The 24073-nt window shown below is 42.3% G+C and carries 21 protein-coding genes; 13 read left to right on the forward strand and 8 right to left on the reverse strand.

Features of this window, described 5'->3' with window-relative positions:
- Window positions 1-4: 4 nt before the first annotated feature.
- Window positions 5-565: a hypothetical protein gene (locus V7K67_RS11940; protein ID WP_335166687.1), complete on the reverse strand. Its 561-nt coding sequence runs from the start codon at window positions 563-565 to the stop codon at window positions 5-7.
- A 118-nt stretch (window positions 566-683) separates the two neighbouring features.
- Entirely contained in the window at window positions 684-1289 is a 606-nt protein-coding gene (locus tag V7K67_RS11945; protein WP_335166689.1) for a hypothetical protein, read from the reverse strand.
- A 284-nt stretch (window positions 1290-1573) separates the two neighbouring features.
- Here V7K67_RS11945 and V7K67_RS11950 point away from each other — a divergent pair, with 284 nt between their 5' ends.
- The 4 genes from V7K67_RS11950 (at window position 1574) to V7K67_RS11965 (ending at window position 5079) form a co-directional block, all read left to right on the forward strand.
- Entirely contained in the window at window positions 1574-2341 is a 768-nt protein-coding gene (locus V7K67_RS11950; RefSeq protein ID WP_334729331.1) for a red chlorophyll catabolite reductase, read from the forward strand.
- A 39-nt stretch (window positions 2342-2380) separates the two neighbouring features.
- Window positions 2381-3412: a nitrilase-related carbon-nitrogen hydrolase gene (locus tag V7K67_RS11955; protein WP_334729332.1), complete on the forward strand. Its 1032-nt coding sequence runs from the start codon at window positions 2381-2383 to the stop codon at window positions 3410-3412.
- A gap of 126 nt (window positions 3413-3538) precedes the next feature.
- Complete coding sequence (locus tag V7K67_RS11960; protein ID WP_335166691.1) at window positions 3539-4957, forward strand: aldehyde dehydrogenase family protein; 1419 nt, start codon at window positions 3539-3541, stop codon at window positions 4955-4957.
- The gene (locus V7K67_RS11965) at window positions 4954-5079 is read left to right on the forward strand and encodes a hypothetical protein (protein ID WP_334708070.1); all 126 of its coding nucleotides are present in this window, start codon (window positions 4954-4956) and stop codon (window positions 5077-5079) included. The genes V7K67_RS11960 and V7K67_RS11965 overlap by 4 nt, the downstream gene beginning before the upstream one ends.
- A gap of 217 nt (window positions 5080-5296) precedes the next feature.
- Here V7K67_RS11965 and V7K67_RS11970 read toward each other — a convergent pair whose 3' ends face one another.
- Window positions 5297-6163: an aldo/keto reductase gene (locus V7K67_RS11970; RefSeq protein WP_335166693.1), complete on the reverse strand. Its 867-nt coding sequence runs from the start codon at window positions 6161-6163 to the stop codon at window positions 5297-5299.
- A gap of 146 nt (window positions 6164-6309) precedes the next feature.
- On the opposite strand from V7K67_RS11970, the gene V7K67_RS11975 reads away from it, so the two are divergent.
- On the forward strand, window positions 6310-7071 hold the full coding sequence (locus V7K67_RS11975) for a hypothetical protein (RefSeq protein WP_335166695.1): 762 nt from the start codon (window positions 6310-6312) through the stop codon (window positions 7069-7071).
- A gap of 463 nt (window positions 7072-7534) precedes the next feature.
- Window positions 7535-7798 carry a DUF3146 family protein gene (locus tag V7K67_RS11980; RefSeq protein ID WP_179067550.1) on the forward strand — a complete coding sequence of 88 codons (264 nt, stop codon included), beginning with the start codon at window positions 7535-7537 and terminating at the stop codon, window positions 7796-7798.
- Window positions 7799-8156: 358 nt separating this feature from the next.
- On the opposite strand, the gene V7K67_RS11985 is transcribed toward V7K67_RS11980, so the two are convergent.
- The 3 genes from V7K67_RS11985 to ntcA all read right to left on the reverse strand — a co-directional run bounded on the left by V7K67_RS11985 (window position 8157) and on the right by ntcA (window position 11112).
- A complete protein-coding gene (locus V7K67_RS11985; protein ID WP_334729337.1) occupies window positions 8157-8612 on the reverse strand; it encodes a resolvase in 456 nt (151 codons plus the stop codon).
- Window positions 8613-8781: 169 nt separating this feature from the next.
- Complete coding sequence (locus V7K67_RS11990) at window positions 8782-10272, reverse strand: DUF3084 domain-containing protein (RefSeq protein ID WP_334729338.1); 1491 nt, start codon at window positions 10270-10272, stop codon at window positions 8782-8784.
- Between the two features lie 168 nt (window positions 10273-10440).
- Window positions 10441-11112, reverse strand: coding sequence for a global nitrogen regulator NtcA (gene ntcA / locus V7K67_RS11995; RefSeq protein WP_292854711.1), 672 nt, complete (start codon window positions 11110-11112; stop codon window positions 10441-10443).
- A 379-nt stretch (window positions 11113-11491) separates the two neighbouring features.
- Between ntcA and fabI the strand changes: the two genes are divergently transcribed.
- The 4 genes from fabI to V7K67_RS12015 all read left to right on the forward strand — a co-directional run bounded on the left by fabI (window position 11492) and on the right by V7K67_RS12015 (window position 16195).
- On the forward strand, window positions 11492-12268 hold the full coding sequence (gene fabI, locus V7K67_RS12000; RefSeq protein ID WP_289795800.1) for an enoyl-ACP reductase FabI: 777 nt from the start codon (window positions 11492-11494) through the stop codon (window positions 12266-12268).
- A gap of 131 nt (window positions 12269-12399) precedes the next feature.
- Entirely contained in the window at window positions 12400-13041 is a 642-nt protein-coding gene (hisB, locus tag V7K67_RS12005) for an imidazoleglycerol-phosphate dehydratase HisB (protein WP_334729339.1), read from the forward strand.
- Window positions 13042-13226: 185 nt separating this feature from the next.
- Window positions 13227-14210, forward strand: a complete 984-nt coding sequence (locus V7K67_RS12010; protein WP_334729340.1) for an ABC transporter ATP-binding protein — start codon at window positions 13227-13229, stop codon at window positions 14208-14210.
- A gap of 515 nt (window positions 14211-14725) precedes the next feature.
- Window positions 14726-16195 (forward strand): SLBB domain-containing protein, encoded by a 1470-nt coding sequence (locus V7K67_RS12015; protein ID WP_334708077.1) that lies wholly within the window; start codon window positions 14726-14728, stop codon window positions 16193-16195.
- A gap of 275 nt (window positions 16196-16470) precedes the next feature.
- On the opposite strand, the gene V7K67_RS12020 is transcribed toward V7K67_RS12015, so the two are convergent.
- Both V7K67_RS12020 and V7K67_RS12025 read right to left on the reverse strand, forming a co-directional pair.
- A complete protein-coding gene (locus V7K67_RS12020) occupies window positions 16471-19617 on the reverse strand; it encodes a plasmid replication protein, CyRepA1 family (RefSeq protein ID WP_335166699.1) in 3147 nt (1048 codons plus the stop codon).
- 419 nt (window positions 19618-20036) lie between these two features.
- Window positions 20037-20864, reverse strand: coding sequence for a carbohydrate ABC transporter permease (locus V7K67_RS12025; RefSeq protein ID WP_335166701.1), 828 nt, complete (start codon window positions 20862-20864; stop codon window positions 20037-20039).
- Window positions 20865-21044: 180 nt separating this feature from the next.
- On the opposite strand from V7K67_RS12025, the gene V7K67_RS12030 reads away from it, so the two are divergent.
- From V7K67_RS12030 to V7K67_RS12040, 3 genes are all read left to right on the forward strand, one after another.
- The gene (locus tag V7K67_RS12030; protein WP_334729342.1) at window positions 21045-21743 is read left to right on the forward strand and encodes an aldehyde oxygenase (deformylating); all 699 of its coding nucleotides are present in this window, start codon (window positions 21045-21047) and stop codon (window positions 21741-21743) included.
- Between the two features lie 123 nt (window positions 21744-21866).
- Entirely contained in the window at window positions 21867-22886 is a 1020-nt protein-coding gene (locus V7K67_RS12035) for a long-chain acyl-[acyl-carrier-protein] reductase (RefSeq protein ID WP_334729343.1), read from the forward strand.
- A 146-nt stretch (window positions 22887-23032) separates the two neighbouring features.
- Entirely contained in the window at window positions 23033-24013 is a 981-nt protein-coding gene (locus V7K67_RS12040) for an acetyl-CoA carboxylase carboxyltransferase subunit alpha (RefSeq protein WP_179065201.1), read from the forward strand.
- The last annotated feature ends 60 nt before the right edge of the window (window positions 24014-24073 follow it).

Below are 24073 nucleotides of genomic sequence, written 5' to 3' on the forward strand. Positions count from 1 at the left end.
TATTTTATGCACAACCTTCTGAATACTCAACTTCTGGTAATTTTCCAGCCCGGAAATCATTGACACGGTTTTTATAAATCTGAAATATGATGCGATAGTTACTGTCTGCTCTATCCTTGGGTATAAATATTAAGAGATGATAACCAACTCCAGAGCCTTCACCATTATATTTAATTTGCCCTGGATATAGGGATTTTATCCGAGATTCAGTATCCCCAATTCGCGCTCCTTTCACAGTAGTTATTAGCTTATTACCTAAAATATCAACTCTGGAAATACGACCATTTTTGACCATAAATTCAATGTTTCCAGAGAATGATTGTGGGTGAACATAAAAACAATTACTATTCCCACCACTATCAGTATAGTTATCTCTAATTAACTGAGTACCACTTGCTTTTGAAGCTTGTTCAACAGTCATTCCCACACGAACTAGGCCAATACCATTAATAAAAATTTTAGACTTATTTGTAAGTTTATTCTGTGCATTAACTGAAAAAATTGTCAAAACAAATATGGTGCTTACGCAACATAAGAAAATAAAAAATCTAAATCTTTTGAGCATATAAATCCTCCTGGTATTTAGTGATAAATCTGTTTTAATTATGAAATTAACCTACGTTGCACTCGACACACCTTAACATTCTCCTGGATTTTAATTATTATCCTATACCAAGGTTATATTATCGTTTTACTGGTTTTAAATTAGTGCAACCAGCAGCATTAAATTGTTGAGAAATTGTGTTTTTTTGTTGTGAATCAGATATCTCCAATTTAGTTAGTGGTTCAAGAGGTCTTGGTGAGTTGAAAGGAATATCATTATTGCGTACAAATCTGCCTTTATCGAGCAATGCTGACCCTAGGTAAGCTCCTTCTTTTAACAGCACTTCACCCCTGCTGGTTTGTATGACTCCATTAGATAAGATCCCAGTAGCAAAACTGCCATAGCCTTCACTTGAACTAATAACACAAACATGACCTTTAGTATTTGAAGGGTAAATATATCTGGTATCTTCGTATCCCCACCACCAACCAAAAAAAGGTGCTAGTCCTGGTTCAACTTTTGACCAAGCATGTACAAAAGACTCTCTAGCTTGTTTTTCAGCTTGATTACGTCCATCCTGTATATGAATAGCTCTATTCTTTTTCGTTGAATTAATCAGCTGCTGAAGTTCTTGACGTAATCTCCGCAATTCTGCATTTGTCGGCTGTCGAGTTTGGGCTAATGCTGATAACTGATTAACCGCCAAAGTAATTAAACTGAATCCTAAGATAAATAGACCCTTCATAATTTTCCTCCTCACCTTTACTGAGCCAATATGATTACACTGAAACCTAAAATAAATAGCGATCGCATTTTCATTAATTCACTCCAAATTGACAACAGTATTGTCTATAAGGTGCATTTAATTATCTATTGGGAATACTCTTAAGCAAATATGAGGGTAGTGTGAGTTTTTCAAGAATTATTTTGGTAAGATTTTGCGATCGCCTACCGCAGGCAATTACCTATCCCTTTCCTGATCCCGAACTCAGGTTAATATAAGCCTTGGTAGACTAACAAATTCAAACCATGACTCAGCAACCAACTGATCTAGACAATAAAGCTGTATTTGAGCAGTTGTGGGAGATTACAAAAGAACTCTGTCAAAAACTAGAGGCTCGTTTTCAGTTACACCGAGACCCTTCTGTAGAAAATTTACAGCAATACAGCAGTCTCGATGGCAAGATGAAGGGTTCGCTAACGGCTTTTTCCGGCGAAGAAATTGACTGGCTAGTGCATTCGTGGTTAGGAAACGCCCAAAAATCCAACTTTAGCACTATGCGTCTCACCACTTGGCTGAAGTCGCATATTCAGGTTCCTCATTTGGCCTTTGAGTTTGGTACACTTCCAAATATTTTCTTTTATATAGATTACATTCCCCGAACTGAGCTTTTAATCGATTTGGCATATCTCGATCGCTATTATGAGCCAGTTAATCAAACATTTTTAAAGCTACAGGAAGATTCGCGCCTCAAGGTATTTACTAGCAAAAGTGCTTATATTCGTCTATTTCAATCACCTGTTAGCTTGTGCTACACAGGCGCACCTACTTTTGAAACCCTCGAACTAACTCGCACACTTGCACACGAAACACTCGATCGCTGGCTTACTTGGGTAGATGCAGCTGAACCAGTGCCAGAAGATGCACGCACCGCTCTAGCCGCTCGTGATTTAGCGCTCCGCCGAATCAGTGCGGAACGCGATCCAGGTAATAAATTTGCCGCGCAGATATTTGGCTCGGAATTGACAGATAAACTCGTGCGATCGCTCTGGGGTGGCGATCGAATTAGTCATTAGTTATTTGCCCCATGCCCAATGCCCCATGCCCAATGCCCCATGAAAAATCTAGAATCATTCCGCGCTTTAGCACTGCAAGTTACCTGCTATGCAGTCAACCAAACCAGTGATCGCCACGAAGCGCGATCGCTTATGCAAAACTCCATCAACCGCCTAGCTCAACAAATTGCTGCCAGTATCGCTTTCATCGGCTTTGATTGTCGTTTAATTGTACTGCCAGAATATTTTCTCACGGGTTTCCCGATGGGAGATACTCTCGCAGGATGGGCAGAAAAAGCCTGTATAGAAATGGCTGGTGCTGAGTATGAAGCCCTTGGTAAAATTGCCCAAAAACATAAAATATTTTTAGCTGGTAACGCCTACGAAGTTGACCCCAACTTTCCCGGATTGTACTTTCAAACCTGCTTTATTCTTGACCCTTCTGGCTCAATCGTCTTGCGGTATCGGCGGCTGAATTCCTTATTTGCTCCCACCCCCCATGATGTTTGGGATAAATATCTTGACTGCTATGGTTTGGAGGGAGTTTTCCCCGTTGCCAAAACTGCGATCGGTAATTTGGCAGCTTTAGCATCAGAAGAAATTTTGTATCCAGAAGTGGCGCGGTGTCTGGCAATGCGAGGAGCAGAGATTTTTGTCCATTCCACCTCGGAAGTATACAACAAAAACCTCACCCCCAAAGACGCAGCAAAAATCACTCGTGCTGTTGAAAATCTGGCTTATGTAGTTTCAGCCAACACCGCAGGCATCGCTAATATTGCCATCCCCATTGCTTCGGCTGATGGTGGCTCTAAAATCATTGACCATCGCGGAATCGTTTTAGCAGAGACAGGTGCAGGTGAAAGTATGGCAGCTTTCGCAGAGATTGATTTAGCAGTATTACGCCGCGATCGCCGCCGACCAGGGTTAAATAATTTACTTTCCCGCCAACGCTTTGAACTATACGCCGAAAGTTATCGGCGATCACACTTTTACCCACCTAATACTATGCTGGAAGGAGAAGTAGACCGCAAACACTTCCTGCAAACACAGCAAGCCACTATTGAACGCTTAACCCAATTAGGCATAATTTGAATTTGGGCATTGGGCATTGGGCATTGGGCATTGGGCATTGGGCATTGGAATACAAATAAAATAACTCCTAATTCCTAACTCCTAATTCCTAATTCCTAACTCCTAACTCCTAACTCCTAACTTGTAATGACAAAACCAATAGAAGTCCGCAATCCCCGAACTGGCAAATTTGACTACGTAATTATTCCGCAGCCTCCAAGGCTGGTGGTACAACAATGTAAGCGCACGCGCCGGGCACAAGTTCGCTGGCAGCAGTTGGGCTTAGAGGGGAGAATTGAAGCCTTACAGCAGTGGAAACAGGCGACATTATCTGGACGCGATCGCCTCACAGAAGCTTTGGTAAATGATACCGGAAGATTATCAACCTCAGTATTAGAAATAGATTCTTTCTTCTCTAGCATCGATCGCTGGTGTCGGTTAGCACCGGAATTGCTGCAAGAATCTGCCAAAAATACCGCCATTCCGTTTATTGCCTTACAACAAACATCCGTTCCTTATCCCCTAGTTGGGGTAATTAGCCCGTGGAATTTTCCGCTGTTACTATCTACCATTGATACCATTCCGGCATTGTTGGCGGGTTGTGCTGTCATTGTCAAACCTAGTGAAATCACTCCCCGCTTTGTAGCACCACTAATGACAGCACTCAACAACGTTCCCAAACTGCACGATGTCTTAACTTTTGTTGAAGGAGCAGGTGCAACCGGATCTACTTTGATTGAAAATGTAGATTTGGTATGTTTTACAGGCAGTGTAGCGACAGGGAGAAAAGTTGCACAGGCGGCTGCAAAACAGTTTATTCCAGCCTTTTTGGAATTAGGAGGAAAAGATGCTGCGATCGTTTTAGAATCAGCCAATTTAGAATTAGCAACTTCAGCCATATTGTGGGGTTCCGTCGTCAACACCGGACAGTCATGCCTCTCAATTGAGCGAATTTACGTTGCAGACTCCATATTTGAAAAGTTTTACCATCAGCTAGTAGCCAAAGCACATCGCCTGCAACTAGCCTATCCCACAATCGAAAGTGGAGAAATTGGCCCTATCATCGCCGAAAAACAAGCAGCCATTATTAGCGATCATCTCCTAGATGCAGTAGAAAAGGGAGCAGTAATTCACTGCGGCGGTGTCATAGAAGATTTAGGTGGTGGTTGGTGGTGTCGTCCCACAGTGCTTACCCAGGTTAATCATTCCATGAAAGTGATGACCGAAGAGACTTTCGGCCCCATTATGCCAGTGATGCCCTTTTCCACAGTAGAGGAAGCAGTATCTTTAGCTAATGACTCAATCTATGGATTAAGTGCTGCTGTATTTGCCTCGGAAACAGAAGCCTTAGAAGTTGCCCACCAGATAGATGCAGGTGCGATTAGTATCAACGATGCTGGACTCACCGCCATCATGCACGAGGGAGAGAAAAATGCCTTCAAATTCTCCGGTATGGGAGGTTCACGTATGGGTGCGGCGGCGCTGAAACGGTTCATGCGAAAAAAAGCTATTTTGATCAAAACTAACGCTACTAATGACCCTTGGTGGTTTGAGAATGGGGAGTGACCAATGCCATCATCACCATGCAACTCATTACCGTAACCAATGGCGTAACTTGCCGCCGTACTCCTTTGGAGAAGCAAGCTACGCAAAGCGTCTCCAAGAGTTGGCATCGCATTCTCATCTGATTATTAGACATCTCCAGAAATTAAATATGCGTTATCCAGAATCCTTGTAGAGACGTAGCAGTGCTACGTCTCTACATTCATTTTCACCAGATGTCTATTGTAGAGACGGCGATTTATCGCGTCTCTTGCCTTAACCGAACAGTATTGCAATGCCCACTCTACAAGGCATGAAAATCTTTGGCAACTTTCACTACATCTACCTTAACTAGTGGAATGATTAAGTTGCCCGATCAATTTTTTGCACTTCTTCATCAGATAGTTTCACATTGAGAGCTTGTGCCGAGTCTTCAATACTGGAAACCTTGCTAGCACCGGGAATTGGCAAAATAGCGGGCGACTTGGAACGCAACCACGCTAAGACGATATTATACAGTGACACGCCTTTTTCTTTCGCTAACTGAGCGATCGCAGGAATATCTTGCAAATCCTGATGGCGACGCCTACCACCAAAGGGACTCCAAGGCAAAAAGGTTAATCCTTGCTGTTCGCAATACTTCAACACGCCGTCATTTTCTGGCTGTCGTTGCCAAGGGCTGTATTGATTCTGCACCGAGACAATATCCACCACATCCCGCGCCCGCTTAATTTGTTCAACGGAAAAGTTAGAAACTCCCACAAACCGAATCAAACCCGCTTCCACTGCTTCTTTAACTGGTGCAAGGGATTCTTCAATGGTGTATTTAGGATCGGGCGAATGGTATTGCCAAACATCGATGGGTTTAGCACCACCCAAAGCCTCAAAACTGACGCGAATTGTTTGGCGTAAATGTTCTGGGTTGCCGTTACTTGTCCAGTTGCCATCGGGACGCATCAAACCGCCCTTCGTTGCCACAAGTACTTGACTAACATTACCTTTATAACTACTAAGTGCCTTGTGAATTAATTGCTCATTGTGATGCTTCTCTGACTCATCTTTGCAGTAAGCATCGGCAGTGTCAATAAATGTAATACCCAAATCCAACGCCCGATGAATAACTTCGATTGATTGCGATTCGGGAGGGCGATTAGAAATTGACATGGGCATACCGCCCAAACCGATCGCACTCACAAAGATACCAGTTTTTCCTAGCTGTTTGGTTTCCATGCTTTTAGCTATAGCTTTCTGTCCCAATTATCTATTAGTTAGGTATTCATAATAAATCCTCCCTAGTACTTATACTTGGTGATCGGTAAATGGGCAACAAGGGGAATACTCTACTCAGGGGTTAAGTATTCTATACACAGGTATCGATGAAAATTGTCGCGGAAACCCATACTAAATTGCAGCTAAAGCATCGACCATTTAGCTATTGGTTGAGTGGATGGTCTATTTTTATTATCTTTTTAAGCTTTTTCATTTACTGCTTAGTTTTTGATTCTGCTTCATTTAGTCTCAGTTGCATTCGACCTTCATCAAACCAAATTAATTGTGAATTAAAACGGTTTAATTTGCTGGGAAGTATGGAGAAACTTAAAATATTTGATCTTCAGGAAGCATACATCCTGACAAAGACTGGTAGTAAAGGGAGCAAAAGCTATCAAGTTATGATTGTGACTCCATTTGGAGACTTTGCCCTGCTATCGCATATTAGCTATCAAGAGGATGAGGAAGTTGTTTTAAAAATCAATAATTTTATCAACTCTGGGCAAGTTTCCCTATTAGTGCAGCAGAATCAGCGAAATTATCTATTTTTCTCAAGTTTATTTATATTATTTGTGATGGCAATCGCTGCTTATTTTGCTACATCACCGGCAACCTCCTGCACCTTCTACAAGAGTATCGATAAGGTATTTATCGAACGGAAAAGTTTGCGTGGCAACCAAATTATCGAACATCCACTAGGAAGCATTCTGCGTTTTGATATTCAAGAACAGCAATATAAATACTCCAAAGTTTATCGGGCTGTAATTATGCTGAAATCTGGCGAGGAAATTCCAATTAACCCACAATATACTGATGAAAAGAGCATCAGATATGCAGTTTCTAGGATACTCTCATTCCTGAGAAACTAGAAAAAATTACCCGCCCTAAGTACCTCATCAACCTCAGAGGAGATAAGCTAAAACTCAGAAACCTCTAATTTTTTGTGCGCGATCACTTGACATCTCCACCCGGAATCTGATACACCCCAACTTAGGTTATAGAATCCGCCCAGGTTATAGCCGCAACTTCAGGATACTGAAGTCGTTTGGCTCATGAACACAACTTAGTACAGCTTTGCGTAAAACCGTGGCGAATTGAGGGTTGAAATTTAAACGCAAAGGGGCGCAGAGTATGGCGCAAAGTAACGCAAAGTCTGTTTGAGTCCATTCGCTACGAATTAATGCAAAGCTATACTTAATCATTTGCGAACACCCCCCGCTCACAATCTCCGCCCTACTAAGAGTTGAGGGTGGGGACTTCCGCGATATGTTAAATAAAATAAGTAGCCAGCCTATATGAGCGGCTGTTATTCCACAGTTGACATAAAGCATTGTGAGTGCAAAACGTCTGCCAGAAACCATTGCCCATGTCAGAATTACTCGCCAATCCTGGCAACACGGCTTCCTTGAAGGCGAAGTGAGTGCAGGTGAGTTTGAGTGGCATTTCCAGTGGCATTTTCGCCGAGGAGAACTTGCTGTCAAACCTTCCCAAGGCCGTGCCCTAATCAAAGAACCCCTCGGTCGATTCTTGGAGCAACAAGATTACCAGCTAGAGCCTGGAGGAGATTATGCTTTTACTATTCGGGCGCAACTTTAAAAGTTAGGAGTTTAGAGTTAGGAGTTAGGAGTTAGGAGTTAGGAGTTAGGAGTTTGGAGTTTGGAGTTATGAGTTTGGAGTTATGAGTTTGGAGTTAAAAGTTTGGAGTTAAAAGTTTGGAGTTAAAAGTTTGGAGTTAAAAGTTTGGAGTTAAAAGTTTGGAGTTATGAGTTTGGAGTTTGGAATTTGGAGTTAAAAGTTTGGAGTTAAAAGTTTGGAGTTTGGAGTTATGAGTTTGGAGTTTGGAATTTGGAGTTAAAAGTTTGGAGTTAAAAGTTTGGAGTTGTGAAGATATTAACTCCTAACTCCTAACTCCTAACTCCTAACTCCTCACTCTAAACTCCTAACTCCTCACTCCTCACTCATAACTCCTCACTTCTGATTCAGTAAGGCGATTTAAGTATCTTTCGATTAAGAGAATGGCAACAATATCATCTATGGGTCTTGGTGGCTGTCGCAGACCCTTTGGCAATAGCTTTATTAGCCCTGTGGGTGGGAACATTTGCCAATAGCGATCGCGTGCTTCTAGGGTTGTATAACGCTCATCCACTAAAATAATACTCAGCGGTTCTGTCAATTCCTGATATAATTGCTGCCTCCACTGCTTGGCTGTAGTTTGGTCGCCCATGACCATTAAGGAAATGGGAAATTTTTGACGTAGTGTCTCAATGGTAGCGATCGCTTCTTTTGCTAGCGCCACCTCATGATAATACAGTTGCCGATCCAGTCCCATCACCGCTAAACCACACTTATCTCGACCTGGATCAAACCCCAAAATCACTGGTTGCGTTGGTGAAAATTCACGAAAATTCATAAGAAATTAAAAATAAGAATTCAGAATTCAGGAACAATTGGTGGCGAGTCTGTCTTGGAAAGTTATGATGTCTACGGCGTCAGACGCCGCTTGTGACTTTCCGCGCTCATCTCCCACTAATTGTATTCTGACTCTCTGAACTTCTGAATTCTGACTTCTGACTTCTTTTTCAAGTACTAAAAATAATTTTTCCGTTGACTATTGCTACTAATTTTACTCTCAATGGCCCGGCTGTATAAGTGTCCTCTGCCGCGATCGCTTTGATCTCCAATGGTTGATTGTACTGTCTTAATTGGGTGATAAAGCGTAGAAAAGTCCCATCTACTTGCACATTTTCGACAATTCCCACGTTACGGGCACGAAATTGGGAAGCAGAAATCAGTATTTCTAGCCGCTGCTGTAACTGATAAGATGTCATGGTTTGGGAATCAGCAGTAGTCGTAGCTAGCACCGCGCCTTCCGAAAAAACCAGTTGATTCCTGGCTGTATCGGCGAAAAATTCTATCTGCTTTTCTCCTCTGACGTAATTACCAGCCGAGAAAATTCGCACCACGTATTCTTGACCATCGCCAATCTGTTTGCTTAATTGCTCAATCCTATCCTGAGTGACGCGCAGTAGCTCGACATTTGCAGGATTTGCACCAGGCTCGCTTAATTCCAGGCTGGCGTTGCGATTAGCTTCTTGTAAAAGTTGTATCACTGCTTGACGAGCAGCAGCAGGTTGGGTAACACGAATTACACCAGCAGACAGAACTTGACCACGAACTAAGGCTAGCTTACCCAGACGCAGGTCGCGGTAGGATTGATAATATTTTTCCAGCCTGGCAACTTCTAGTTCTAGTTGCTCCTGTTGTGCTTCCAATTCTTTGAGGCGCGATTCCCGTTTGGCAATCACTTGCTCTCGCGCTGTAATTTCGACATTACGCTTTTGAATTAGTTGATCCAGTTGAGAAATTTTTTGATCGCGCGCTTCTATAGCTTCTTGACGGTTAGCGAGTTCGCGATCGCGTTTTGCGATCGCTGTTTTGGCTTCGTCAATGGCTTTTTTCGCTTCCGCATACAATCGTTGACGTTCTGTCTTCAGTAATTCAACTGCCGCCTGTAAATCCTTTCTCTGGTTATAAACGCTTTGCAATTCAGCTATGGCTTTTTGGTACTGAGTTACAACCTGATTTAGCTGACCTTGAGTGCGTTGGAGTTGAGTTTGGGTTTGGGCTTGTTGGCTAATGGTGCGGTTCAGCTGGGCTTGTGTTTGCCTCTGTTTGGCATTGGCCGCCTGCAAGGATTGATTAATTGCCTGCAAGTCTTGTTGTGCCTTTGTTTGGGCAATTCTAGCTTGGTTTAGTTCACCCTCTACCTGACTTTTCTGAGTTTCTGCGGTTTTTAACTGTTCCCGCTTCTGTCTGAGGTCTGTTTGAATATCCTCTAACTCAAAGACTCCCTTTCGTAAGCCTTCGTCGGCAGCAAATAAAATCCCTAAAGTTGATGCGGAAATCAAACCGCCCGTAAAAATTGTTACCACTACGGCGGTGTTTTTCGGACGTAGATTAAAAAGTGAGAGGCGGGCTTTGCCAACTCGTGTGCCGATGCGATCGCCCACGGTTGCAATTACGCCTCCCAGAATTAAAATTGCAGCGATGAGGATGTATCCGGTGGTCATCTTTAGCTACCGAAATCCTTCCAGATACAGCCTACTACTTTTAAGCATTGTCTGGAAAGAAGTGGAAATTGGCAATAGCTGAAATTATTCAATTTTAGATTTACCTCTAGCTATTAGTGTCATTTTTCAAAACACAACACGCGCCGACTCCCCTTTCTCCAATTGTTTTTATGTGAATTGCCTACTTAAGGTAACAGGTTTATGCACAGTAATCTTCTTTTTGTGGATAGAAATCATCTTTTTCTCACGCAAATCTCCCAGTAGCCTGGTAACAGTAACACGAGTTGAACCAATTGCTTCTGCGATCGCTTGATGAGATAACTTCAAATCAATAGTGATCCCATCTGCACAAGGAACGCCAAAATCTCGACAAAGAATTAATAAAAAACTCACCAACCGAGAACCCATATCTCGGTGAGCGAGAGTTTCAATCATCATCTCCGTTTGTAAAATTCGCGAAGACAGACCTCGCAGCATTAACATTGATAATTCGGGATTTTCCTTGAGTGCTACCTCTACCTGTTCAATTGGTGCTGACAGTAATTCCACAGGAGTAAATGCAACCGCATGGTAAAACCGATCCGATTTATTTCCTGTCAGCAATGACAATACACCAAAAACACTATTTTCTCGCAGCAGCGCTACCGTTATTTCCTCTCCTGCCTCGTACACCCTGGAAAGTTTAACAGCACCTTTCAAAAGAAAATAAACTCGTTCGGCAGGATCGCCAGGAAAAAAGATCGTTTTATTGCGTTCAAACGTTTCCACAACTGGCGGAAACGCCCCGGTCGCCATCTGACGAAAAACATTTGCTAGGGCTTTATCTTGTGTCACGATCATCTCCCTTCCCCTACCCAATGCCGGAAAAACAAAAACTCATTACCTAAGAATACACCTGAAAAATGAATAAAGCACCGTCAACCTTTCTGTACTTTCCTATACTCCAACTAATTTCTTCATAACTCTTTGTTTATAATGATACATAATTGTTGATCCTTTCAGCTACTAATTGTTGATAAGTAGTTCCAATAGCTTTATTTAAAAGGTTTTTTGAAGAACAAATAAAGATATCTTGAGAATATCTTTATAAAAAATCAAGATTTTTACACGCAGCAAACACTCTTACCAATATTCATTTTTGCAAATCCTGTATAAAACAAAGATAAATTAGCCTCAGATTCTAGTATGCTCCTAATGATCGATCGCATTAACAATTTATATGCTAAATCTGACTGGAAAAAATGCCCTTGTTACAGGTATTGCCAATAACCGCTCGATCGCCTGGGGCATCGCTCAACAGCTGCACAAAGCCGGAGCAAACCTGGGTATTACCTACCTGCCGGATGAACGCGGCAAAATGGAGAAAAAAGTTGCGGAATTGGTAGAACCTCTCAACCCCAGCTTATTTCTTCCCTGTAATGTCCAAGATGAAGACCAAATTAAATCTACCTTTGAGACAATCCGCGAACAGTGGGGAAAGTTAGATATCCTCATCCATTGCCTAGCCTTTGCCAGCAAAGACGATTTGAGTGGAGATTTTAGCCAAACTTCTCGTTCTGGCTTCAACACCGCCTTAGAAATCAGTACCTACTCGCTGGTGCAGTTAAGTGGTGCAGCGAAACCTTTGATGACAGAGGGAGGTAGTATCGTCACCCTGACATATTTAGGTGGCGTCAGAGCAATCCCCAACTACAACGTCATGGGAGTTGCCAAGGCGGGGTTAGAAATGAGTGTGCGTTACCTAGCTGCCGAACTAGGGCCACAAAATATCCGTGTGAATGCCATCTCCGCCGGCCCCATCCGCACTTTGGCATCTTCAGCAGTGGGTGGAATTTTAGATATGATTCATCATGTAGAAGAAGTAGCTCCCCTACGACGCACCGTCACTCAGTTAGAAGTCGGCAACGCTGCGGCCTTCTTGTGTAGTGATTTGTCCAGCGGCATTACCGGACAAATTCTATATGTAGATGCAGGATATGAAATTATGGGAATGTGACGCGATAAAGTTAGGAGTTAGGAGTGAGAAAGTTAGGAGTGAGGAGTTAAGAGTTAAAAATTTATAACTCATAACTCATAGTTCTTAATTCCTAACTCATAACTCCTAACTTTTAACTCTTTCCACTCCCCATGCAAACAACCAATCGTCAACTTAATTCAAACTACGATCGCTTAACTGAAACCCCTCGGATTGCCACTGTTCACCGTACCACTGGTGAAACTGATGTCCAAGTTACCATCAACCTGGATGGTAGAGGAACTTGCACAGCAGCAACAGGCATTCCGTTTTTAGATCACATGTTGCATCAAATTGCCTCCCACGGGCTGATTGACATAGATGTCCAAGCCAAGGGAGACTGGGAAATTGATGACCATCACACCAACGAAGATGTCGGCATTACTTTAGGCCAAGCTTTGAACCAAGCATTAGGCGACAGAAAAGGTATTGTCCGCTTTGGTAATTTTCTTGCACCGTTAGATGAAGCTTTAGTTCAGGTAGCGCTAGACTTTTCTGGACGGCCTCACCTCAGCTACGGCTTGCAAATTCCTACTCAACGGGTAGGAACCTATGACACCCAACTGGTGCGAGAATTTTTTGTAGCTTTAGTGAACCATAGCCAAATGACATTGCACATCCGGCAACTGGATGGTATTAATTCCCATCACATTATTGAAGCGACATTTAAAGCCTTTGCAAGAGCAACCCGGCTAGCTGTGGAAATCGACCCCCGTCGTGCTGGCGTAATTCCCAGTTCTAAGGGCGTTTTATGAAATGGGCATTGAAAAGAGGCAGAGGGGCAGGGTGCGGGGGGCGGAGGGGAAAATTCTTCTCCCTGCTCCCTGCTCCCCCTATCCCCCACTCCCCAATAATTGACACGCCAGCAGTTGATGGTTATTATCAGCCTACCGGGTAACTTCTAATTAATCTCAAGCTGATAAATAGTGATTTAACCGAGATGAAGTCTGTTACAGATGACTCTAATTCTCAACTTAATACGATAGACATTCCACCAGTAGTCCTAACTTCTGAGTTGCGAAAAGTCTATCGCACCGGTTTTTGGCTAAATCAAAAAGTCGTATCTCTCAAAAACTGTTCTTTAACGGTTTACAAAGGCGAAACCTTTGGGTTGCTAGGGCCAAATGGTGCTGGTAAAACCACCCTTTTAAAATTGTTGCTGGGAATTATTCATCCCACCTCTGGACGGGGATCGTTGTTGGGTAAGCCAATAGGCGATCGCACTGTTAAGCAATATATCGGCTATCTGCCAGAAAATCCCTATTTATATGACTATCTCACTGGCTGGGAATTTTTGCAGCTAGCCGCTGGGCTATTCCAAATTCCCCAAAGTGTCCAACGCCAACGCATTCCCCAACTGCTGGAATTAGTCGGTTTATCCCAAGCTGATGCCCGTAAAAAGCTCCTGCGTCGTTATTCCAAAGGAATGCTACAGCGTGTTGGCATGGCACAGGCGCTAATTAACGAGCCAGATTTAGTTTTTCTGGATGAACCGATGTCTGGGCTTGATCCGGTGGGACGCTACCAAATGCGGGAAATTATTCTGGCGCTAAAAGCCGCTGGTAAGACGATTTTTTTTAATAGTCATGTTCTTAGTGAAGTAGAACAGATTTGCGATCGCATTGCCATCCTCGCTCAGGGTGAACTAATCTGCTCTGGTTCCCTTAATCAACTCTTAGGCGGAAAACACACATATCACGTCAAAGGTCAAGGTGGTGACGGGGAAATTCTCAAAAAATGGATACCTACTCTCATATTTGAGCCTGATGGTTCCTGGCACGGTACACTACAAGATGATTACTATGATTTTCTTGCCAGTCTCCGTCTTATGGAGGGCAAAATTATTGCTATGAACTTGTCGCGTCACTCCCTAGAAGAATTTTTTATTCAACAAATCCAAAGAAAAAATAACTCGCTTAATTAGTTAGCCTTGTTGACAAATACTAAATTATCGGATGACTTGAAGAACTAAACCCAAACTTTCTGCTTTTTTGAGTTGATCTTTGCTCAATCCAACCCACAAAAAATAAAATACGACCTCTTTCTAAGTCTATTTGGACTTAATTAATGAAGTTATTCATAATTTTGCTACTCCCTTACTACTGATAGTAAATTTAAAATCACAGTTTCAATATCATAAAATTGACTTATGGCAATAATATGTTGTTCGTAAGCGCTTGATTAGAGAAAATACAATTTCTTCTATAAACTGGGTTTAGTTGCGTAAGTTTTATAATTTTTGAGAATTGCTCTATTCAAACAGCATTAACTTTAAGTTAACTTCACTAAAAATTCAAATTCAATAAACAAATTTATTCCGGAAAATCACACTTTTCTAGGAAAATAAGAGTGTTGGGGAACTTGAATACTTAGGTATAGTCAAAATAAAAATGTTTAGACAGTACTTTATTGATTGTAGTTTCAGAGTCTCAGGTAAATATGCTTAACAAAAGTTTGTCTAAATTCCTAATTAAGCCATCTGTGGGTATGGCTTTGTTAACTGCTTTCAATGCCGCTATGTCATCTGCCAGTCTCGCTCAGGGACAACCATTACCACCAACTACACAATCACCAAGCATACAAACACAAATAGATACTAGCTATTTATTAGGTGGTGGCGATCTCGTCCGTGTAAATGTATTTGAAGTACCTGAATATACAGGTGAATACCAAGTCCCCCCAGGTGGAGCAATCAATCTACCTTTAATTGGTAGTGTGTCAGTCCTTGGGCTAACAACTGAACAAGCTTCTGACGAAATTGCTAGAAGATATGCTCGCTTCCTCAAACGTCCCTTGATCTCAGTTAATCTATTATCACCTCGTCCCATCAATATTTTCGTTGCCGGAGAGGTGACACGTCCCGGAGCTTACACTCTGAGCTTGAGTGGAGGCGCCGGGAACAATCCAGGCGTACAATACCCCACTGTATTAGCCGCATTAACAACAGCGCAAGGAGTGACTTTAGCTGCGGATGTCACTCAAGTTAAATTAAGGCGTAAAACAGGACGTTCCTCAGAGCAAACCGTCACCGTTAATTTAAAGGAACTCATTCAAACAGGCACGTTATCACAGGATATTACCTTGCGGGATGGAGACACAATAGTTGTCCCAACAGCAACCAACTTCAACATAGCAGAATCCCGCAATCTATTTGCAGCTAACTTTGCCGCCAGCCAAACCACACCCCGCACAGTAACAATTATTGGTGAAGTTAACCGTCCTGGTTCGTATCTTGTCACCCCAGGCAACACAGATAACCAGGCGGGCGCAACTACTAACAGTGGCGCTGCCAGTCCTACAGGTCTACCAAATGTGACGCGGGTAATTCAACTAGCTGGGGGAATTACAGCACAGGCTGATGTTCGTAATCTCAGACTACGCCGACCGACAAGAACTGGCTCAGAACAAGCTATAGATATTAATCTTTGGCAACTATTGCAGAGTGGTGATGCCAATCAAGACATCATTGTGCAAGACGGAGATACAATTGTTATTCCGACGGCCACTGAAATCAACCCCGCAGAAGCTACTCAATTAGCTACTACTACTTTATCTCCTACATATATTCAAGTTGGTGTGGTTGGTGAAGTTAAAAAACCAGGGTTAACACAGGTTCAGCCGAATAGCTCTTTAAATCAAGCTATACTCGCTGCTGGTGGATTTAATGATGCCAGAGCTAGCAGTAGTGCTGTTGATTTGATTCGCCTCAATCCTAATGGTTCTGTCACTAAACGTATAGTGAAAGTAGATTTCTCTGCTGGGATTAATGAGCAAACTAATCCCATACTCCGCAATAATGATGTTGTATTAGTCAACCGATCTGGTTCAGCTAAGACTGGCGATACCATAAACACTATAACTGGGCCACTAGGTATTATCCTTAATCTTCTGAACATCTTCGGACTCTAGTTTCAAGATATAGATGCAAATTGGGGGCGTTGGACAACCCTCTTTGTCCCTAAAATTGCACTATCCTTGAATCAAAGCTCAATAGTCAAGAGTTAACATAGCCCTACTTAATCGTTCGTGAGAGAGAAAAAAGCTGAAAAGCTTACTCAATAAGTATTTTTATCTCCGTATTTTCTCACGATTTAATTTAGATAGCTATATAAAATAACTATAGACTCATCAGAGGAGCATTAAATTAACTCTTGTACTGCCTTTTGAGAGCAAGAATAAATCTATCAGCGGCTTGATAATCTATTGTTTACTTCTCCAGAATTCGTTTGCATAATTTCAAACTTCCAGTCTGAAGAATAATCAGGCAACTCATAGCCAACACTTTTAACATGAGCTAACATCAACTCATCCCGTTGATGCCAAACAGAAAATATGTTATCTCTGCTATCATATAGCGTTTCTAAGTCAATTTGATAAACCTCATTTACTCGTTTCAACTTCAAACCCAATAAATTCAACAGTCGGCTGAGTATTTTTATTGCCGAAACCTGCTCTTTCTCACCAACTAAATTAATACCAAGCGCTCTTTTAATATGCTTACTATGCTGAAAAGCAACATTTTTTAGCAATATCAAATCTGGCTCATTCTCAGTAAATTCTCGTTTTGCTTCGAGGAACTGAAGCATTCCTAAAGCTCTCATAGCTTCAACTTTGAGCGTGTAAGTTTTTAAATCTGGTAGAAAAACTTTCCCTTCACCCCAAGACAATTGCTGATGCCATTCTTGCTCGTCTCTAACATGAAAATACTCGCTTTCATGAGTTAAATAATAGTGAATTAACAGTTGACGATAATATCCTTGGTCATCCTGCAATTTCAGCCACGGAGTAACTTCTATACCATACCTCTGTCTGAGAATATATTTGTTTATTTGATTACGTTCTCCATCCGTTAGAGAATGTTTCACTAACATTTGCTCATATTCTACATAATCGATATCTTTAGCATTGGCTACAGCAGTAGCAACTGATAGTTGATTTTGCTGCTTAATGTCTTTAATTTTACGTTTAATTTCTTTAGCTTTTTGACGACTTTGTGCCCAATCTTTTTGAACCTTGACAATTTCTAAAACTAATCTTCTGCGGGTAGCTAAATCATCAGCATCAGTTGCCAAGAAGGCCAGACGTAAATCTCGAATAATATTATTGTGAACCGCATTACTCCGCATCTGAATTTGATGCCCATCAGTAATCAAACCATCTTGCATCGATTGCCGATAGAGGCGAATAGAAGCATTTACCCTTGCAGATAACTTTGCCCAAGTTCGCAAATGAATTGGGTCATAAACTAAAGGTAAATCCACATCTATTTTATGTAGAGGACTAAGCAAAGCTAAGTTTTCTTTTTGATTTTCCTGATACCAATCAGATAGCAAGCGATAATTTGTACTCCCACTACCAATTAAACCAATACCTCGTTTAGCGCACCAGACAACACGCGGCACATCATCTCTGACTCTTGCTAAGGCTTGTCTTGCTTCCGAGTCAGGAATTACCCCTTGAAAAATGCCATAAACTCGGTCGAAATGTTGGACATCAATACTAATTCCTGTACCAAGGCTAGGGGTAACAAAAACACCATCATACTCAGATATTTTTTGATTAATCGCTGCAATAAAATCAACTGCTGCGTGACCAGGTGTATTTGTAGTGTGACTACTAACTACCAGAGTTTTAGGAAATTGTCGCCGTAATTTTTGTAGTCGCTCTTTTAAATAACGTTCAATCGTTTCACAACTATAACGCCCAGCCCGACTATCGGTAGTAACATAACATTTACGTCCAGCAAGTAAATCTAATTCCAGTTGGTGAATTAACGGTGTTGGATTCGGCGAATCATAAAAAGTCACATCCCAACCATGCTGAGGCTTCCACTGGTTGAGAACTACCCAGGGTGTTAATTTAATTCCTGCCAATCCCTGTAAATATTCAAGTGAAACATCTGATAAATCAGCATCTTGGGCAATTACTAATCCTCCACTTGTTAAAACTGTAGCAATTAGTTGCTGAAATAACTTTAATATTTTTACCCGCTTGTGCTTACAAGTATTACTATTTAACAGATGCCATAAAGATTGCTCTACTTCATCTAAAATTACTATTGCCCCACGCCAATTTTCTGGGTTAAGTTTCCAAATCGAATCCACACATAATCCCAGGGACTGCTGAGGAAAGGGAGAGCGGAGTATGGGAGGAGCAGGGGTAAGTGTTTTATCAACTTTTTTGTCTCCATTTTCTTTATTTGTTCCCCATTGGATACCAATTTTTTCACACAGAAATCGCCCAAGTAGAATTCTATGGGTAATTAATAAAACTGGTTGTTTTCTACTTTTTGCCTGCTGAACGACGCTTTGCAATGCAGTAGTTTTCCCCGTTCCTTTGGCTGATTTGACTCCTACTAATCCAGAAGTGGGGAAAGGGATTTCACCTATATAAGGACGGTTGAAGGTGAGTGCAGCCGGAATACTTAACTCTGTGTGGGGTTTAGTTTGAGCAAGATAAATTTCTAAATCAACACTTTGGCGATAAACTTTCTCGAAACTACTTGCACCTTTAGCAATAATAAATTCATCAACCCCTTTTTCCATTCCTGGAAGTTCGATGACTTTAACAGGGCAATTTTTTTGCTGGAATAAACAACCAAGTTGAGAAATAGCATTATTTACAGCAGCAATTGTCTTGGGTTGAGTTTCAAAATCAAAGCAAATGTAAAAGCTGCGTTTTGTAATTGCAAAGGCTGCTAAATCCGGAATTAGTTGACGACGGGTAACTTTGCCAAATTCATCTTTAACAACCCGATAACCACTGGTAATTCCGGGAATGGCAATAGCTACATATCCTTGCGTCAACAAGGTAGCTGCTTTCTTTACACCCTCGCAGATAACCAGGGGAATATTCTGTTGCATCACCCATTGCCAAAAGCCTCCAGCTTCACCATCATCAGTAATGGGGATATTGTCAGGCATGACCAGATTGTAATGCCCAGCGACTTGCTGCCAGACTGGCAACGTTACCCGCAAACAAAACACCCGCGTTGGCGTGCTAGGGGGATGCTCGTATTTGATAGACTTGCCATTGTGATTTTGTCGGGGTTGGTTCGGCTTAAAGCATCCCCATTCCATCATTTGCCAATTATTCAGAGGGTCTAGTCCCGAACACCACCAACCACCTTCAGTGATATGAGCATAACGCTGCAACCATCCAGCTTTCACCATTCCGGTATTGGTGCGGGGGAGTAGCTCAGAAATCAATAAGTATTCATAAGCTGTTACGCCTTGGAGTGACTTAAAATTGAGTTGCACTAAGTGTAAGTCTATACCACTACTCTTGACTAATTCTTCAAGGTGTTGGGGGTGTAAATAGTGCAGATGCATAGGGAAAAGCCCGAAGGGAAAGTCAATGAGATTAAAAGACTAACATGCATCTGCTTTTTTTCTATAAGAGAGATTGCGAGGCTTTTATGATGCTTTTTTTACTTCGTTACAGGAGACACATCGGTTAAGAATCTAGTGGGTTATTCTACCTATTAGATCCCCGAAGTAATAATTTTGTATTGTGATATTTGTTCGCGATTAATTTTTATTTATCAGTAAATTTCTGCGTGAAGGAATGCGATCGCCAGAGACTAGCAGCAGGTATCGGTATATGGTAATATGTTTCAAATATTTTTGCATTCACTAGAATAAAATCTTTGCAGTACGAAGACTAAATGATTTAGTTAGTAAGGATTACGCTAAATGCCACAAAAATTCATGTTTTCCTGCCGGATTTCTTTTCATAGCCAGTTTCCCCACTAATTTTTAATGCCTGTCGCCGCAATACCCTGAATAAACTGACGCTGACCGATGAGAAATAGTACCATTACTGGAACTGTGGCGATAGTCACTGCCGCCATCATTAATGGCCAATTATTCGTAAATTGCTCTTGAAACTCAGCCAACGCCAGTTGTACTGTCCTTAATTCTGGTCGTGTTGTAAACACTAAAGGCTTAAACAAATCATTCCATTCACCGATGAAGGTGAACAAAAACAACGTCACCAATGCCGGACGGGCTAAAGGTAACATCACCCGCCACAAAATTTGCAATCGGTTCGCCCCATCTATGGCGGCGGCTTCCTCTAACTCCACAGGAATTGTCTGGAAATACTGACGTAATAAGAAAATCCCAAATCCGTTGACCGCTGTGGGTAAAATGAGTGCGCCATAGGTATTTATTAAGTGTCCCCACTTCAAAACCAAAAAGATGGGAATCACCAATAACTGAAAGGGAATCACTAAAGTTGCTAAAACGACTAATAGCAGTGCTTGGCGTCCCCGAAACTTCAACCGTGCTAGGGCGTAACCAGCCAAAGCAGAAGTGACAATCTGAAACGCCGTCACAGCGATCGCTACCAAGGTAGAATTAGCAAACGCCAGCAAAAATTTTCCCTGTTGCCACGCAATGCGGTAATTTGCTAAAGACCAGTTATTTTTGGATAAATTTTCGGGGCTGGCAGCGGTTGGTGCAAAGGAGGTGAGAAAAACCACCAATAGCGGTAGTAGAACGATAAATGCCCCTAACAGTAAGACTACTAGGCTCAAAAAATCGCCAGATTTCAGATTCGGGTTTGGTTTGGACATAACTTGAGATGCATTGCATTTATTTTGCTAGTACTAGAGCATCACCCTCTGCAACAGTTAATCTATTAAACATAGTTACTTGTTAAGTTAAATTAAACCACAGTGATTGTTACCCTCAGTTCATAGGGTAAATTGAATCCTGGTGTCAAATAATTCAGGTTTACAGGAGTAAACATAACCATGCAGCAGCTTACAGACCAATCTAAAGAATTAGATTTCAAGAGCGAAACATACAAAGATGCTTATAGCCGGATTAATGCGATCGTGATCGAAGGGGAACAAGAAGCCCATGAAAATTACATCACATTAGCCGAACTGCTGCCGGAATCTCATGATGATCTGATTCGCCTCTCCAAGATGGAAAGCCGCCACAAGAAAGGATTTGAAGCTTGTGGACGCAATTTGGATGTCACCCCAGATTTGCAATTCGCCAAGGAATTTTTCTCTGGACTCCACCAGAATTTCCAAACAGCTGCGGCGGAAGGAAAGGTAGTTACTTGTCTGTTGATTCAGTCTTTGATTATCGAATGTTTTGCGATCGCAGCATATAACATTTACATCCCCGTTGCCGATGCTTTTGCCCGCAAAATCACTGAGGGAGTAGTAAAAGAAGAATACAGCCATCTCAACTTTGGAGAAGTTTGGTTGAAAGAACATTTCACAGAATCCAAGACTGAACTTGAACTTGCAAATCGCCAGAACCTACCCATCGTCTGGAGAATGCTCAACCAAGTAGAAGGTGATGCCCACACAATGGCAATGGAAAAAGATGCTTTAGTAGAAGACTTTATGATTCAATACGGTGAAGCATTAAGTAACATAGGTTTCACAACTCGCGATATCATGCGCTTGTCAGCCTACGGACTTATAGCCGCTTAAAAAAGTTAGGAGTGAGGAATGATCAGTGAGAAATTATGAGTCTTACTCCTAACTCCTAACTCCCAACTCCTAACTCTACGAAATTTCCACGCCTCAAGACAGCATAAGCCTAATAATCACTACATGTTTGGTCTAATTGGACATCTGACTAGTTTAGAACACGCTCAAGCGGTAGCTCAAGAATTGGGATACCCAGAATATGCCGATCAAGGTCTAGACTTTTGGTGCAGCGCCCCGCCGCAAATTGTTGATACCATTATTGTCACCAGTGTAACTGGGCAACAAATTGAAGGACGGTATGTAGAATCTTGCTTTTTGCCGGAAATGCTAGCTAGTCGCCGCATCAAAGCCGCAACACGCAAAATCCTTAACGCTATGGCCCATGCACAGAAGCATGGCATTAACATCACAGCTTTAGGTGGATTTTCCTCAATTATTTTTGAAAACTTTAAGTTAGAACAGTTTAGCCAAGTCCGCAACATTAAACTAGAGTTTGAACGCTTCACCACCGGAAACACGCATACTGCCTACATTATTTGTAAGCAGGTGGAAGAAGCGTCAAAACAACTGGGAATTGAAATGTCAAATGCGACTGTCGCAATCTGTGGCGCAACTGGGGATATTGGCAGTGCTGTTACACGCTGGCTAGATGCAAAAACAGATGTCAAAGAACTTTTGTTGATTGCCCGCGATCAAGAACGTCTCAAAGCCTTGCAAGACGAACTAGGGCGCGGGAAAATCATGGGTTTGACAGAAGCCCTACCCCTAGCTGATGTTGTCGTTTGGGTTGCTAGTATGCCCAAAGGCGTGGAAATTGACCCTACCACTTTGAAACAACCATGTTTGTTAATTGATGGTGGCTATCCTAAAAACTTAGCGACGAAAATTCAGCATCCTGGCGTACACGTGTTAAATGGTGGAATTGTAGAGCATTCTCTGGATATTGACTGGAAAATCATGAAAATCGTCAATATGGATGTTCCAGCCCGCCAGCTGTTTGCTTGTTTTGCCGAATCAATGCTGCTGGAATTTGAGAAGTTATACACGAACTTTTCGTGGGGACGGAATCAGATTACCGTAGACAAAATGGAGCAGATTGGTAAGGTGTCAGTAAAACATGGATTTAGACCACTGCTTGTTTAAGAGTTAGGAGTTAAGAGTTAGGAGTTAAGAGTTAATAACTTTCATAATTCCACAGCTTCTAAAACCTCACTCCTAACTCCTCACTCCTAACTCCTCACTCCTAACTCTGAAAAACTCCTAACTCTGAAAAATTCATAACCCCTACGATGGCAACTACTGAGCGTAAACCGCTACTGTTAGATTTTGAAAAACCCCTAGCAGAACTCGCAAACCGGATCGATCAGATTCGGCAACTTGCAGAAGAAAATGGCGTCGATGTTTCTGGTGAAATTCGCAAACTAGAGGCACGCGCTATGCAACTGCGTGAGGAGATTTTCAGTACTCTATCCCCATCTCAGCGATTGCAAGTCGCTCGTCATCCGCGTCGCCCCAGTACTCTCGATTACATTCAAGCTATTAGTGATGAATGGATGGAACTGCATGGCGATCGCTGTGGTGGTGACGATCCGGCTTTAGTTGGTGGTGTCGGCCGTCTGAGTGGACAACCTGTGGTGATGTTGGGTCATCAAAAGGGCCGCGATACTAAAGACAATATTGCCCGTAACTTTGGAATGCCTTACCCTGGCGGCTACCGCAAAGCCATGCGGTTGATGGAACACGCCAATAAGTTTAGTATGCCGATACTAACTTTTATCGACACGCCAGGAGCTTGGTCTGGGGTAGAAGCAGAACACCAAGGTCAAGGAGAAGCGATCGCTTACAACTTACGGGAAATGTTTTGCCTGGATGTGCCAATTATCTGCACAGTGATCGGTGAAGGTGGTTCCGGTGGGGCACTCGGTATTGGCGTAGGCGATCGCCTACTCATGTTTGAACACTCCGTTTACACCGTCGCCACCCCCGAAGCCTGCGCCGCTATTTTGTGGAAAGATGCTGGTAAGGCTCCCCAAGCCGCCGTCGCTCTAAAAATTATTTCCCACGACTTGAAAAAGTTGGGAATTATCGACCAAATACTGCCTGAACCCACTGGTGGCGCTCATTCCGATCCTTTAAAAGCCGCGACCACTCTCAAGCAAGTGCTGATGGAAAACTTGGACGAACTCAATCGCTTAACTGCTCCAGAACGCCGCCAACTGCGCTACGAAAAATTCCGTAAAATCGGGGTTTTTACAGAAGTTGCCCACTAACAACACTGCATAATGATTGATTAGTAAAGCAGCAATGCTATAATTGCCTATGTGCTTAAA

The organism is Nostoc sp., assembly GCF_036917155.1.
Lineage (GTDB): Bacteria > Cyanobacteriota > Cyanobacteriia > Cyanobacteriales > Nostocaceae > Nostoc.

Bases quoted from the DNA above. Each gene is read 5' to 3' on its own strand.
- V7K67_RS11940 (WP_335166687.1), bottom strand. From the start codon at position 565: ATGCTCAAAAGATTTAGATTTTTTATTTTCTTATGTTGCGTAAGCACC.
- V7K67_RS11945 (WP_335166689.1), bottom strand. From the start codon at position 1,289: ATGAAGGGTCTATTTATCTTAGGATTCAGTTTAATTACTTTGGCGGTT.
- V7K67_RS11950 (WP_334729331.1), top strand. From the start codon at position 1,574: ATGACTCAGCAACCAACTGATCTAGACAATAAAGCTGTATTTGAGCAG.
- V7K67_RS11955 (WP_334729332.1), top strand. From the start codon at position 2,381: ATGAAAAATCTAGAATCATTCCGCGCTTTAGCACTGCAAGTTACCTGC.
- V7K67_RS11960 (WP_335166691.1), top strand. From the start codon at position 3,539: ATGACAAAACCAATAGAAGTCCGCAATCCCCGAACTGGCAAATTTGAC.
- V7K67_RS11970 (WP_335166693.1), bottom strand. From the start codon at position 6,163: ATGGAAACCAAACAGCTAGGAAAAACTGGTATCTTTGTGAGTGCGATC.
- V7K67_RS11975 (WP_335166695.1), top strand. From the start codon at position 6,310: ATGAAAATTGTCGCGGAAACCCATACTAAATTGCAGCTAAAGCATCGA.
- V7K67_RS11985 (WP_334729337.1), bottom strand. From the start codon at position 8,612: ATGAATTTTCGTGAATTTTCACCAACGCAACCAGTGATTTTGGGGTTT.
- V7K67_RS11990 (WP_334729338.1), bottom strand. From the start codon at position 10,272: ATGACCACCGGATACATCCTCATCGCTGCAATTTTAATTCTGGGAGGC.
- ntcA (WP_292854711.1), bottom strand. From the start codon at position 11,112: ATGATCGTGACACAAGATAAAGCCCTAGCAAATGTTTTTCGTCAGATG.
- fabI (WP_289795800.1), top strand. From the start codon at position 11,492: ATGCTAAATCTGACTGGAAAAAATGCCCTTGTTACAGGTATTGCCAAT.
- hisB (WP_334729339.1), top strand. From the start codon at position 12,400: ATGCAAACAACCAATCGTCAACTTAATTCAAACTACGATCGCTTAACT.
- V7K67_RS12010 (WP_334729340.1), top strand. From the start codon at position 13,227: ATGAAGTCTGTTACAGATGACTCTAATTCTCAACTTAATACGATAGAC.
- V7K67_RS12015 (WP_334708077.1), top strand. From the start codon at position 14,726: ATGCTTAACAAAAGTTTGTCTAAATTCCTAATTAAGCCATCTGTGGGT.
- V7K67_RS12020 (WP_335166699.1), bottom strand. From the start codon at position 19,617: ATGCATCTGCACTATTTACACCCCCAACACCTTGAAGAATTAGTCAAG.
- V7K67_RS12025 (WP_335166701.1), bottom strand. From the start codon at position 20,864: ATGTCCAAACCAAACCCGAATCTGAAATCTGGCGATTTTTTGAGCCTA.
- V7K67_RS12030 (WP_334729342.1), top strand. From the start codon at position 21,045: ATGCAGCAGCTTACAGACCAATCTAAAGAATTAGATTTCAAGAGCGAA.
- V7K67_RS12035 (WP_334729343.1), top strand. From the start codon at position 21,867: ATGTTTGGTCTAATTGGACATCTGACTAGTTTAGAACACGCTCAAGCG.
- V7K67_RS12040 (WP_179065201.1), top strand. From the start codon at position 23,033: ATGGCAACTACTGAGCGTAAACCGCTACTGTTAGATTTTGAAAAACCC.